Source organism: Cellulomonas sp. PhB150, assembly GCF_003755175.1.
Classification (GTDB): domain Bacteria; phylum Actinomycetota; class Actinomycetes; order Actinomycetales; family Cellulomonadaceae; genus Cellulomonas.
The window spans coordinates 1,408,847-1,420,889 of sequence record NZ_RKHX01000001.1 but is presented as its reverse complement, the minus strand read 5'-3'; the positions used below and the strand labels follow the sequence as shown (position 1 = coordinate 1,420,889).

The following is a 12,043-nucleotide window of genomic DNA, read 5'->3' as shown; positions in this document are numbered from 1 at the left end:
GAGGCGAGCGGATCCGCGCGGGGCCGCCCGTTCTGGGACGCTGGTCGGATGGCGGCCAGCATCGACCTCAACTGCGACCTCGGCGAGGACTTCGACGCCTGGCTGCCGGGCGTCGAGGGGCTCGACGCGCAGCTGCTCGGGATCGTGACCAGCGCGAACGTCGCCTGCGGCTTCCACGCGGGCGACGAGCGCGTGATGGCGCACGTGTGCCGGACCGCCGCCAGGCACGGCGTGAGCGTGGGGGCCCACGTCTCGTACGCCGACAGGCAGAACTTCGGCCGCCGGTTCGTCGACGTGCCGGCCGACGAGCTGCGCGACCAGGTCGCGCGGCAGGTCGAGACCCTCCGCGAGGTCGCGCACGCGAACGGCGCGCGGGTCGCCTACGTCAAGCCGCACGGCGCGCTCTACAACACCGTGGTGCACCACGAGGACCAGGCCCGGGCGGTCGTCGACGGCGTCGGCGACCTGCCGCTCGTCGGGCTCCCGGGGTCCGCCGTCCTCGCGCTGGCGACGGCACGCGGGCTGCGCGCGGTGACCGAGGCCTTCGCCGACCGCGGCTACCGCGCGGACGGGACCCTGGTCCCCCGCGGCGAGCCCGGCGCGCTCGTGACCGACGCGGACGAGGTCGCGGCCAGGGTGCTGCGGATCGCGACCGCGGGGCTGGTGCGCGGAGCGGACGGTCGGGACGTCGCCGTCGCGGCCGAGTCGGTGTGCGTGCACTCGGACACACCCGGAGCCGTCGCGCTGGCAGCTCGCGTTCGCGCCGCTCTCCTGACGGCCGGGGTCGAGCTGCGGGCGTTCGCGTGAGGGTGGTGCCGTTCGGCGACGACGCCGTGCTCGTCGAGCTGGACGACCTCGCCCAGGTCCGCGTGCTCGACGACACCGTGCGAGCGGCGCGGCGCGAGGGTGCGCTCGCGCAGGTCGTCGACCAGGTGCCCGCCGCGCGCACCCTGCTGCTGCGCGGGGTCGGCGCCGTCGACCACGCCGGCCTGGCGGCGGCCGTGCGCGCGCTCGGCGTGCCGAGCGGTGCCTCGCCAGAGGTGGCCGCGGTGCCGCCCGTCGAGCTCGCGGTGACCTACGACGGGCCCGACCTGGACGAGGTCGCCGCGCTGACCGGCCTGCCAGCCCGCGAGGTCGTCGAGCGCCACGCGGCGGCGACGTACACGGTCGCGTTCGGCGGCTTCATGCCCGGGTTCGCGTACCTCGTCGGGCTCGACCCTGCGCTGCGCGTGCCGAGGCGTGCGAGTCCTCGCGAGCGCGTCCCCGCGGGCTCGGTGGCGATCGCCGACGAGTTCAGCGCGGTCTACCCGGCAGCGACACCGGGCGGCTGGCGGCTGCTCGGTCGGTGCGACCAGCCGCTCTGGGACGTCGACCGCCGCCCGCCCGCCCTGCTCGCGCCGGGCACCCACGTGCGGTTCGTCGAGGCGGGCCGATGACCGCCCTCGAGGTCCTCGCGCCCGGGCTGCTCGCGCTCGTGCAGGACCTGGGCCGGCCGGGCTGGGCCCACGTGGGCGTGGGGCGCTCGGGGGCGGCCGACCGGGGCGCGTTGCGGCTCGCCAACCGCCTGGTCGCCAACCCGGAGTCGGCTGCGGCGATCGAGGTGCTGCTCGGCGGCCTGCACCTGCGCGCACGCGGTCCGGTCACCGTCGCGGTCACGGGCGCCGAGGGCCCGGCGACGGTCGACGGCCGGCCCGTCGGGCGACGCGCGGTCCTCGAGGTGCCCGACGGCGGCGAGCTCGTCATCGGCACCGCGACCCGCGGGCTGCGGACGTACGTCGCGGTGCGGGGCGGCGTGGACGTCCCCGTGGTCCTGGGGTCGAGGTCGGCCGACCGTCTCGCCGGGCTGGGGCCTGCTCCGCTCGCCGAGGGCGACGTGCTCGGAGTCGGTCCCGCGCCCGACGAGCTGCCGACGGTCGACGTCGCGCCCGGACCGCCCTGGCCCGACGAGGTCGTCGTGCCCGTGCTCCCCGGCCCGCACGCGGACTGGTTCGCCGACGGGCTGGAGGTGCTCACGGCCCGCACCGGGTACCGGGCGACGCCCGCGAGCGACCGGGTCGCGGTGCGGCTCGACGGGGCCGTCGTCGGACGCCGTCCTGACGCGCAGGGGCGCGAGCTGCCGCCGGTCGGGCTCGTCGCCGGCGCGGTGCAGGTCCCGCCGGACGGGCTGCCGGTGGTGTTCGGTGCCGACCATCCCGTGACCGGCGGCTACCCGGTGCTGGCGGTGGTGCGCTCGTCGGCCCTGGGCGCCCTCGCCCAGCTCCGCCCGGGCGACCCACTCCGCTTCGTCCTGACCCGCTGACCTGCCCCCCCGCCACCCGCCCCCCCGACACCCGTCCCCCGGCCACCCGCGCCGATGCTGTCATCACGCCGAATCGGCATCATCACGCCGGTTGCAACCGGCGTGGTGATGCCGAACCGGCGTATCGATCGGCAGGCCTCCCGGGCGAGTGCGCCGCGACACGCCGCGCGCCCCGGCCGGGTTCGCGGGCGACACGCCGGGTGGCGGCCCGCAGCGGGTCCGGACGCGGGACCTTGGTCCTCCGGCGCGGCCCTCGTCGGGCATAGAAATGCGCACATCTTGCGGTCCGCACCCAGGGCAACCACAACATGTGGGCCCGGCGCCGTGAGACGGGCGAAGGAGCACGACATGGCGGAGCGGGTGGTCGTCGATGTGGGTTCGGCGGTCGACGAGTACCTCGAGCGCAGCGACTGGCGGGTCAACGCCAACGCGAACCAGGGCTACTCGCTGGGCGGGCTGATCCTCAACACGTCGGGCAAGGTGATCGCCAACTACTGGCTCAGCCACGTCTACCCGACGGAGGTCGGGCAGGCGCACCGCGAGGGCGACCTGCACGTCCACGACCTCGACATGCTGTCCGGCTACTGCGCCGGCTGGTCGCTGCGGGCGCTGCTGCAGGAAGGCCTGGGCGGGATCCCCGGGAAGGTCGACGCGCGGCCGGCGAAGCACTTCAGCGCGGCCATCGGGCAGATCGTCAACTTCCTCGGCACGATGCAGAACGAGTGGGCGGGCGCGCAGGCGTTCAGCAGCTTCGACACCTACATGGCGCCCTACGTGCGGACCGACGCGCTGACCTACGAGCAGGTCCGGCAGGGGATCCAGGAGCTCGTCTACAACCTCAACGTGCCGAGCCGGTGGGGCACCCAGACCCCGTTCACGAACCTCACGTTCGACTGGATCTGCCCCGAGGACCTGGCTGGCGAGGTCCCGTTCGTCGGCGAGCAGCCGTGCGACTTCACCTACGGCGACCTGCAGCGCGAGATGGACATGATCAACCGCGCGTACATGGACGTCATGACCGAGGGCGACGCGAGCGGGCGGGTGTTCACGTTCCCGATCCCCACCTACAACATCACCCAGGATTTCGACTGGGACAGCCCCAACGCGGACGCGCTGTTCGCGATGACGGCCCGCTACGGGCTGCCCTACTTCCAGAACTTCATCAACTCCGAGATGAACCCCGGCGACGTCCGGTCGATGTGCTGCCGCCTGCAGCTCGACCTGCGCGAGCTGCTCAAGCGAGGCAACGGCCTGTTCGGCTCGGCCGAGCAGACCGGCTCGATCGGGGTCGTGACCATCAACTGCGCGCGGCTCGGGTACCTCTACGGGGGCGACGAGGAGGGACTGCTCGCGCGCCTCGACGAGCTCATCGACCTGGCCCGCACGAGCCTCGAGCTCAAGCGCGAGGTCATTGCGCGCCTGCTCGACGAGGGCCTGTTCCCCTACACGCAGCGGTACCTCCCGTCGCTCGACAACCACTTCTCGACGATCGGCGTCAACGGGATCAACGAGATGGTCCGCAACTTCACCTGCGACGCGATCGACATCACCGACGACGCCGGCCACGCGATGGCACGTCGGCTGCTCGACCACGTGCGCGAGCGGATGGTCGAGCTGCAGGAGAGCACCGGCCACCTCTACAACCTGGAGGCCACGCCCGCGGAGGGGACCACGTACCGGTTCGCCAAGGAGGACCGGTCGCGCTGGCCGGACATCCTGCAGGCCGGGACCGACGAGAACCCGTACTACACGAACTCCTCGCAGCTCCCGGTCGGCTTCACGGACGACCCGTTCGAGGCGCTCGAGCGGCAGGACGAGCTGCAGACGAAGTACACGGGTGGGACGGTGCTGCACCTGTACATGGCCGAGCGGATGTCGTCGCCCGACGCGTGCCGCGCGCTGGTCCGCCGCGCGCTCGAGACGTTCCGGCTGCCGTACCTCACGGTCACGCCGACGTTCTCGATCTGCCCGTCGCACGGGTACCTGGCCGGCGAGCACGCGTCGTGCCCGACGTGCGGCGGCGAGTGCGAGGTGTGGACCCGCGTCATGGGCTACCACCGGCCGGTGAGCTCGTTCAACGTGGGCAAGAAGGGCGAGCACGCGGAGCGCACGCCCTTCCGCGAGCCGGCGCTCGCCTGATGACGCCCGATCCCTCCCTGCTTGTGACCAGAGTGGCTGGTGAGACCGAATCGGCGTCACTCTGGGCTCACCCGTCACAAGTGCGGCGGGATGGGGCCAGGTCCGAGGTGGGGGCGGTCGGGATCGGGCCGGAGATCGGGGGGCGCGCGGACAGCAGCGCGGTCGCGGGCCGCGGTCCCGCGACGCCGGCGCGCAGGCAGGGCGCCGACGAGCTCGCGATCGCCGGGATCACGCCGATGTCGAGCTGTGACTGGCCCGGCCGGCTCGTGGCGACGGTGTTCCTGCAGGGATGCCCGTGGCGGTGCACCTACTGCCACAACTCGGCGATCCTCGATCCCCGCACGCCCGGTGTGGTGCCGTGGGCTGGGGTCCGCGAGCTGCTGGCGAGGAGGCGCGGGCTGCTCGACGGCGTCGTCTTCTCCGGCGGTGAGCCGACCCGGCAGCGCGGGGTCGTCGCGGCGGCGCAGGAGGTGCGCGACGCCGGCTTCCAGGTCGGGCTGCACACCGGCGGCGCCTTCCCTCCGGCCCTGGCGCGGGTGCTTACGCACGTCGACTGGGTCGGGTTCGACGTCAAGGCTCCGGCCCGGCTGTACGACGCGATCACCCGGCGCGGCGGCGCGGCGCAGGCCTTCGCGTCGCTGAGGCTGGTGCTCGACGCAGGGGTCGACGTGCAGGTGCGTACGACCGTCGACCCCACGGTGCTGACCAGCGCGGACGTCGCCGAGCTGACCGCGGCGCTCGCCGCCGAGGGCGTGCGGGACCACGTGCTGCAGGTGGTCCGCACGGACGGGACGACGAGCGAGTACCGCGCCGCCCACGCCGCGGTCAGGGACCGAACGTGAGATCGCGGCGGTCGGCGACCACGACGACCGGCGTCGTCGGTGTCGATGCGACGGAACCGTCAGCGAGCGTGGATGACTCGAGCGTCGCGACCAGGAACGGCCACGCCTCGTAGTCCCCGGTCAGGTCGGTGCCGTCGCACGAGGTCACGAGCGTCGGACCGTCGAGGGTGGTCGTCGCGTCGGGGCCGACCTCGAACTCCCGGAGCGGGCTACGACCGGCGGTGACGAAGCCGACGACGGTGTCCGAGCTGTCGACCAGCGCCAAGTTCCCCGCCGCTCCGGAGCGCGCGGAGATGGTGCGGCCGTCGGACGCACCCACCGTCACCGACCAGGCCGGCGCCGTCGAGCCCCAGCCCGCAGCCGGGGTGTTCGCCTCGAGGACGAGGCCCGCGGCATCGGGCCGCGCCTCGGTGAGCCGGGCCACCGGAAGACCGCACGCGAAGTAGTCCTCGGCTGTAGCGGGCCTCGCGGGGAGGGGCACGACGATCGGGACCTCCACGGTCGCACGCGCGACGACCGACTCGGAGCCCTGCCGGTAGCCGATCGTCTGCGTGGCCCAGAGGTGGTACGTGCCGGTCTCGAGCGCCAGCGCGCCCGAGCCGTCGGGGTACTGGCCGCAGGAGACGAACGGGATCTTGGCGTGATCCTTGATCGGGAACGGCACGCTCGCGAAGTCGGTGCCGGCGTAGTAGTCGTCGACGTCGTCGACCGCGGGGACGCTCGGGCCCTCTTGGACGCCGATGATCGTGCCGTCGTCGTCGACCGCCGAGAGCTCCGTCCCGTACACCCACCCCTCGTCGACGCCGGCGGGGCCCGTGGTCGTCGTGACGAGCACGATCGCCTGGTTCGCCTCGTCCAACGTGCCGTCGCTCGTCGTGAGCGTCGCGCGGCCGACGTCCGGCAGCACGGTGGCGAACTTCTTTCCGCACCGGTCGAACTGCGCCGGCCAGTCGGCATTCACCCCGGGCGGCGGAGTGGCGGGTGGCCCGGCGGCCGGCGTGCGCGACAGGAACGACGGCACGGCGACGACGACGGCCACCACCGCCAGGCACGCGACGCCCGCGGCGCCCCCGGCCCGGACGGCCCGGCGGCGGCGCACCCGGGAGCGGACGAGCGCGACGGGCACGGTGTAGCCGGCGGCCTCGTCGGACGCCTCGGCGTCGGACAGCGCGCGGTGCATCGGGTCGACCGGATCGGTGGGGTGCGTCATGGCCGGGCCTTTCCCTGCAGGACGGGGAGCTCCTCGAGCGCGGGCAGCGGCCCCAGCAGGTCGGTGAGCTTGCGGGTGGCGGTGGACAGGTACCGCTTGACGGTGCCCTCGGCGAGCTCCATCCGGGCGGCGACCTCCGGGACGGTGAGGTCCTCGCAGTAGCGCAGGACGGCGGCGACGCGCTCCTGGGGAGCGAGCGTGGCGAGCGCCGAGCGGACGTCGACGACGGCCCCGACGGCGAGCGCCGGGTCCGCGACCTCCGAGGCGGGACCGAGCAGGTGCCGCACCCGCGACCAGCGCTGCGAGCGCCGCACGCCGTCCAGGTAGCAGGTCAGGATCGCGCGCCGCACGTAGCGCTCGGCGTCGTCGGGCGTGAACCCCGCGCGCCGACGAGAGAACGTGCGGACGAGGGCGTCCTGGACCAGGTCCTCCGCGGTGCGGGCGTCGCCGCTCACGAGGTAGGCGTAGCCGAACAGGGCGCGGCCCCGCTCCCGCGCCAGCACCGCCAGCGGATCGTCGTCCACGTGTCCCCGTCCCCCTGTCCCCGACGGGGTCGGGCGACCCTGTCATCAGCCCAAGACGCTCACCGGGCAGGAATCGTTGTAGACGTTACCCACACGTCACCGACGGGCCGTTCGCCGTGGCTAGACTGCCCGGGTCCGGCGGCAACGGGGCCGCAGGGCGTGGCGTGATCAGGGGGTCACGCCGTTCTCCCTAGGAGGATGCATGATCGAGCTCGGATCCACGAGCATCACGATCGTCGCCGTCATCGCCGCCATCGCGGTCGCCGCGCTCGTGATCGCAGCAGTGCTGCGCCGCCAGGTGCTCGCGGCCGGTGAAGGCACGGCGTCGATGCAGGAGATCGCCAAGGCGGTCCAGGAAGGCGCATCGGCGTATCTCAACCGTCAGTTCCGCACCTTGGCCCTGTTCGCGGTGGTCGTCTGTGCGTTGTTGTTCCTCCTGCCCGGCGACAGCGGCATCAAGGTCGGCCGGTCCATCTTCTTCCTGATCGGTGCCGGGTTCTCCGCCTCGATCGGGTTCCTCGGCATGTGGCTCGCCACGCGCGCCAACCTGCGCGTCGCCGCTGCCGCGTCCGAGAAGAACGGCCGCGCCGAGGGTGCGCGCATCGCGTTCCGCACCGGTGGCGTCGTCGGCATGTCGGTCGTCGGCCTCGGCCTGCTGGGTGCGGCCAGCGTCGTGCTCATCTACCGCGCGGACGCGCCGTCGGTGCTCGAGGGCTTCGGCTTCGGGGCCGCGCTGCTCGCCATGTTCATGCGCGTCGGCGGCGGCATCTTCACCAAGGCCGCGGACGTCGGCGCCGACCTGGTCGGCAAGGTCGAGCAGGGCATCCCCGAGGACGACCCGCGCAACGCCGCGACCATCGCGGACAACGTGGGCGACAACGTCGGCGACTGCGCCGGCATGGCGGCCGACCTGTTCGAGTCCTACGCGGTCACGCTCGTCGCGGCGCTCATCCTCGGCAAGGCGGCGTTCGGCGAGGAGGGCCTCGTCTTCCCGCTCATCGTGACGGCCGTCGGTGCCATCGTCGCGGTGATCGGCGTGGCCATCACGCGGGTGCGCGGCGAGGAGTCGGGCCTGACGGCGATCAACCGGGGTTTCTACATCTCGGCCGTCATCGGCGTCGTGCTCGCTGCGATCGCCGCGTTCATCTACCTGCCGTCGTCGTTCGCGGACTTCACCAACGGCAACCTGCCCACCCACGACGGCGACCCCCGCCTGATCGCCTCGCTCGCGGTGGCGATCGGCGTGCTGCTCGCGGGCATCATCTTGTGGGTCACGGGCTACTTCACCGGGACGACGAGCAAGCCGACGCTGCACGTCGCGGCGACCACCCGCACCGGCGCCGCGACCGTGGTGCTGTCCGGCATCGGGGTCGGCTTCGAGTCCGCGGTCTACACCGCGGGCATCATCGCGGCGGCGATCTGCGGCGTGTTCCTCATCGCCGGCGGCTCGATCGGCCTCTCGCTGTTCCTCATCGCGCTCGCGGGCTGCGGTCTGCTGACCACCGTCGGCGTGATCGTCGCGATGGACACCTTCGGGCCGGTCTCCGACAACGCGCAGGGCATCGCGGAGATGTCCGGCGACGTGAGCGAGGAGGGCGCGCAGATCCTCACCGACCTCGATGCCGTGGGCAACACCACGAAGGCCGTCACGAAGGGCATCGCGATCGCGACGGCCGTGCTCGCCGCGACCGCGCTGTTCGGCTCGTACGCCGACGCGGTGGCGACCAAGACGGCCGAGGTCCTGCGGCCGGGTGACACGCTCAGCGACCTGACGAACGCGATGATGAACTACTCGATCATCAGCCCGATCACCCTCGTCGGCGTGATCCTCGGCGGCGCGACGGTGTTCCTCTTCTCGGGCCTGGCGATCGACGCCGTGACCCGCGCGGCGGGCGCGATCGTCAACGAGGTGCGCCGCCAGTTCCGCGACCACCCCGGGATCATGACCTACGAGGAGCGCCCGGACTACGGCCGTGTCGTCGACATCTGCACGCGCGACTCGCTGCGCGAGCTGGCCACCCCGGGCCTCCTGGCGGCGTTCGCCCCGATCGCCGTCGGCTTCGGCCTCGGCATCGGCCCGCTCGCTGGCTTCCTCGCTGGGGCCATCGGCGCCGGCGTGCTCATGGCCGTCTTCCTGGCCAACGCGGGCGGCGCGTGGGACAACGCGAAGAAGATCGTCGAGGACGGCCACTACGGCGGCAAGGGCTCCGACGCCCACGCCGCGGCCATCATCGGCGACACCGTCGGCGACCCGTTCAAGGACACCGCCGGCCCGGCCATCAACCCGCTGCTCAAGGTCATGAACCTCGTGGCGCTGCTCATCGCCCCCGCGGTGGTGGTGGTGACCGTCGGTCCCGACGCGAACACGGGGCTGCGTCTCGGCATCGCGATCGTGGCGGCGCTCATCGCGTTCGGGGCGGTCGTCGCTTCCCGGCTGCGGGCGGCGCGCGTGGACCGCGAGGCCGAGCGGGACCAGGTGCCGGCGCAGGACGCGCTCGTCTCCTGACGACTGACGCATCGCACGACGACGGCCCCCGGGACTGGTCCCGGGGGCCGCCGTCATGCAGGACGCGGCCTGCCCGCAGGGGAGGGCAGGCCGCGTCGGCTCGCCCTCCCATCATGCTCCCGGGGAGCGTGGTCGAGAAGGGTGCTGTCCCCCCGTGGGCGGCAGCTGCGCGCGATGGCGCCGGCGGCGAGCGCCGCTAGCGTGGGCGATGCGTCGGGTGAGGGGAGGACGGGGTGCGCGAGGCATCGGGAGATCGGCGACTCGTCGTCAGCCTGGTCGTGTACCCCGCGGCCATCGCTCTCGCGTTCGTCCTCAACCTCCTGGTGCTGCGCAGGACGGACTCGGACCTGCTCCCGGCGGTCGTGAACGCGTTCGTCCTGCTGGGGATCCTCCGCGCAGCGCGTTGGATCGTGCGGTGGCTGGCGCCCGGCCCGGTGCAGGTCCCCGTCGCCGCGTTGCCGCTGCCGGAGGACCGAGCGCTCGGCCGGGTCACGCTCGTCGCGCTCGGACCCCGCCCGACGGCCGTCGCTCGCGTCCTCAGGCGACGCGGCTTCACGAGAGAGCTTGCTGCCAGGGTGACCGACGGCTCCCAGTCCTTCCCCGTGCGGGTCGCCACCGCGGTGACCGACGTCGAGGCCGACCTCTGGCGTCGAGAGCTCGAGAAGGCCCGGGCCCGGGTCGCCGTCGAGCTCTGATCTCGCCGCGCGGGACTCAGCGCGAGGGCGTCCACCCCAGCGCCGGCGCGACCGACGTCGCGACGTTCTCCAGGATGCGCCGGCTCATCGCGTGGGTCGCGTCCGCGGGCAGCACGACGTCCAGGCCCGTGGCCTCCCGTAGCGCGACGTCCGCGGACAGGCTCGCGACGACCTCGTCGGGCGACCCGTGGTGCGTGGGGCTGAACACGCCGAACCCGCCCTGCTTGGGCCGGCCGCGCTCGTCGAAGCGGCCCGCGTACCAGGCGATGTACTCGGCGAACAACTCGTCGTCGGCGGGCGTCACCGAGGGCAGCACGATGCGCCCGGCGACGACCCGCGGCGTCCGCCCCGGCACGTCGAACGCATCGCGGTAGGCGAGGATCTGGTCGCGCTGGCCCTCCTCGAACGACCGGCCGTCGTCGTTGGTGTTCAGCGTCGAGACGAGCAGGTCCATGCCCTGCTCGGCGGTCCGGACGGCAGTCTCGACCGAGCCCGGGCCGTACCAGACGCGGTCGGCGAGGCCCGGGCTGTGCGGGGTCACGGTCAGCGGCGTCCCGGGTGGGGCGATCGGGAAGCCGCCCTCGGGAGCGACGGCGACGGGCTCGTCGGCGAGCGCCGCGCGCAGCCGGGCGATGCGGTCCTGCGACTCGTCGTCGAACGACCGCTCGCTCGTGCCGTGGACCGTGTCGAACAGGGTCGACGCCGGCTTGATGCCGCCCGCGACCCCGAGCTCGAGCCGGCCGCCCGAGAGCAGGTCGACCGTCGCCGCGTCCTGCGCGACGCCGATCGGGTCCGCGTACCGCATGGGCAGGACCGCGGTGCCGAAGCGGATCCGGCTCGTGGCCTGGCCGATGGCCCCGAACAGCGGGAACGGTGAGGACAGGAACTTCTCGAGCTGCCGTACCCGCACCCAGCCCACGTCGTAGCCGAGGTCCTCGGCGTACCGGAACAGGTCGACGGCGTCACGCAGCGAGTCAGCAGCGCCGGCCGGGTCGTCGTAAGGGACGAAGGTGAGGAAGCTGAGCTCGAGTCGGGTCACGGACGGCAGCGTAGGACGGCGGCCTGTCCCCGATGCTCGCCGACGCGGAGGTGTCCGGATGGCAGACGCTGGTCACCCGCTCGGAGGTCGCGAGCACGCCTGGCGGGCTGGGAGGATCTGCGCCGACGAGAGGAGCGTGCGTGGGAACGATGCTGTGGGGGATGGTGCCGCGCGGGCGCCTGCTCGTGGCCTACCTGGTCATGATCGTCGTGGCCGTCCCGTTGATGTCGCTCGCCGACGCGTGGGTCGGCAGTGACTGGAGCGTCGTCCTCTTCCTTCTCGTGGTCCTGCCCGTGGCCAAGCTCGTGGCGTTCAAGGTCGTGCGCCCCGCGCCCGACATCCGGTCCGTCCCGAACCCGACGACCGTCACGGCGGTCCACGTCACGCTCGTCGACGTCGGTCCGAACCGCACAGCGGTCAGGGGCGCCCTGATGCGCCACCGTTACGAGTTCGAGGTGGCGAAGCGTCTGGCCGACGGCATCCCGTCGACGCCCATCGTCGTGGCGAGCGGGCTGTCCGCCGAGGCAGCGGAGGAGTGGCGCCGCGACCTCGAGAAGGCGCTCGCCGTCGTCGCGATCGGCCCCGCGACCGCCTGAGCCGCTACGCCGGATCGGCGCCCGTCGGGTCGGTCGGGTAGATCTTGCGCTGCGTGTCCTCCTGCGTCGGCCCCTGCGGCGGCTGGTCGTCGTCGCCCGGGTGCGAGGAGGGAGCCGCCTCGACCGGCTCCGGGGAGTCGCCCTCGAACTGGCTGGTCGTCTCGTCGGACATCGTCGTTCCCCTCGTCGAGCG

The 12,043-nt window shown here is 73.3% G+C and carries 12 protein-coding genes; 8 read left to right on the top strand and 4 right to left on the bottom strand.

Annotated elements, in window-relative coordinates; genetic code table 11:
• The first annotated feature begins 48 nt into the window (after positions 1 to 48).
• From EDF34_RS06495 to EDF34_RS06475, 5 genes are all read left to right on the top strand, one after another.
• Complete coding sequence (locus tag EDF34_RS06495) at positions 49 to 807, top strand: LamB/YcsF family protein (protein ID WP_123370431.1); 759 nt, start codon at positions 49 to 51, stop codon at positions 805 to 807.
• Entirely contained in the window at positions 804 to 1,436 is a 633-nt protein-coding gene (locus tag EDF34_RS06490) for an allophanate hydrolase subunit 1 (RefSeq protein ID WP_123370430.1), read from the top strand. Before EDF34_RS06495 ends, EDF34_RS06490 begins: the two co-directional genes overlap by 4 nt.
• Positions 1,433 to 2,299 carry a biotin-dependent carboxyltransferase family protein gene (locus tag EDF34_RS06485; protein WP_123370429.1) on the top strand — a complete coding sequence of 289 codons (867 nt, stop codon included), beginning with the start codon at positions 1,433 to 1,435 and terminating at the stop codon, positions 2,297 to 2,299. Before EDF34_RS06490 ends, EDF34_RS06485 begins: the two co-directional genes overlap by 4 nt.
• A gap of 348 nt (positions 2,300 to 2,647) precedes the next feature.
• Positions 2,648 to 4,438 carry a ribonucleoside triphosphate reductase gene (locus EDF34_RS06480; protein WP_123370428.1) on the top strand — a complete coding sequence of 597 codons (1,791 nt, stop codon included), beginning with the start codon at positions 2,648 to 2,650 and terminating at the stop codon, positions 4,436 to 4,438.
• Between the two features lie 107 nt (positions 4,439 to 4,545).
• Positions 4,546 to 5,280 carry an anaerobic ribonucleoside-triphosphate reductase activating protein gene (locus EDF34_RS06475; protein WP_370450031.1) on the top strand — a complete coding sequence of 245 codons (735 nt, stop codon included), beginning with the start codon at positions 4,546 to 4,548 and terminating at the stop codon, positions 5,278 to 5,280.
• On the opposite strand, the gene EDF34_RS06470 is transcribed toward EDF34_RS06475, so the two are convergent.
• Positions 5,264 to 6,490: a hypothetical protein gene (locus EDF34_RS06470; protein WP_123370426.1), complete on the bottom strand. Its 1,227-nt coding sequence runs from the start codon at positions 6,488 to 6,490 to the stop codon at positions 5,264 to 5,266. The genes EDF34_RS06475 and EDF34_RS06470 overlap by 17 nt on opposite strands.
• A complete protein-coding gene (locus EDF34_RS06465) occupies positions 6,487 to 7,014 on the bottom strand; it encodes a sigma-70 family RNA polymerase sigma factor (RefSeq protein ID WP_123370425.1) in 528 nt (175 codons plus the stop codon). The genes EDF34_RS06470 and EDF34_RS06465 overlap by 4 nt, the downstream gene beginning before the upstream one ends.
• A gap of 202 nt (positions 7,015 to 7,216) precedes the next feature.
• On the opposite strand from EDF34_RS06465, the gene EDF34_RS06460 reads away from it, so the two are divergent.
• Positions 7,217 to 9,520: a sodium-translocating pyrophosphatase gene (locus EDF34_RS06460; protein WP_123370424.1), complete on the top strand. Its 2,304-nt coding sequence runs from the start codon at positions 7,217 to 7,219 to the stop codon at positions 9,518 to 9,520.
• A 233-nt stretch (positions 9,521 to 9,753) separates the two neighbouring features.
• Positions 9,754 to 10,215 carry a hypothetical protein gene (locus tag EDF34_RS06455; protein WP_123370423.1) on the top strand — a complete coding sequence of 154 codons (462 nt, stop codon included), beginning with the start codon at positions 9,754 to 9,756 and terminating at the stop codon, positions 10,213 to 10,215.
• A gap of 16 nt (positions 10,216 to 10,231) precedes the next feature.
• On the opposite strand, the gene EDF34_RS06450 is transcribed toward EDF34_RS06455, so the two are convergent.
• A complete protein-coding gene (locus EDF34_RS06450) occupies positions 10,232 to 11,254 on the bottom strand; it encodes an LLM class flavin-dependent oxidoreductase (RefSeq protein WP_123370422.1) in 1,023 nt (340 codons plus the stop codon).
• A gap of 140 nt (positions 11,255 to 11,394) precedes the next feature.
• On the opposite strand from EDF34_RS06450, the gene EDF34_RS06445 reads away from it, so the two are divergent.
• A complete protein-coding gene (locus EDF34_RS06445) occupies positions 11,395 to 11,850 on the top strand; it encodes a hypothetical protein (protein ID WP_148076587.1) in 456 nt (151 codons plus the stop codon).
• A gap of 4 nt (positions 11,851 to 11,854) precedes the next feature.
• Here the strand turns inward: EDF34_RS06445 and EDF34_RS17500 are convergent, their stop codons facing one another.
• Positions 11,855 to 12,022 carry a hypothetical protein gene (locus tag EDF34_RS17500; protein WP_158615051.1) on the bottom strand — a complete coding sequence of 56 codons (168 nt, stop codon included), beginning with the start codon at positions 12,020 to 12,022 and terminating at the stop codon, positions 11,855 to 11,857.
• Between the last annotated feature and the right edge of the window lie 21 nt (positions 12,023 to 12,043).

Bases quoted from the DNA above. Each gene is read 5' to 3' on its own strand.
- EDF34_RS06495 (WP_123370431.1), top strand. From the start codon at position 49: ATGGCGGCCAGCATCGACCTCAACTGCGACCTCGGCGAGGACTTCGAC.
- EDF34_RS06480 (WP_123370428.1), top strand. From the start codon at position 2,648: ATGGCGGAGCGGGTGGTCGTCGATGTGGGTTCGGCGGTCGACGAGTAC.
- EDF34_RS17500 (WP_158615051.1), bottom strand. From the start codon at position 12,022: ATGTCCGACGAGACGACCAGCCAGTTCGAGGGCGACTCCCCGGAGCCG.
- EDF34_RS06485 (WP_123370429.1), top strand. From the start codon at position 1,433: ATGACCGCCCTCGAGGTCCTCGCGCCCGGGCTGCTCGCGCTCGTGCAG.
- EDF34_RS06470 (WP_123370426.1), bottom strand. From the start codon at position 6,490: ATGACGCACCCCACCGATCCGGTCGACCCGATGCACCGCGCGCTGTCC.
- EDF34_RS06460 (WP_123370424.1), top strand. From the start codon at position 7,217: ATGATCGAGCTCGGATCCACGAGCATCACGATCGTCGCCGTCATCGCC.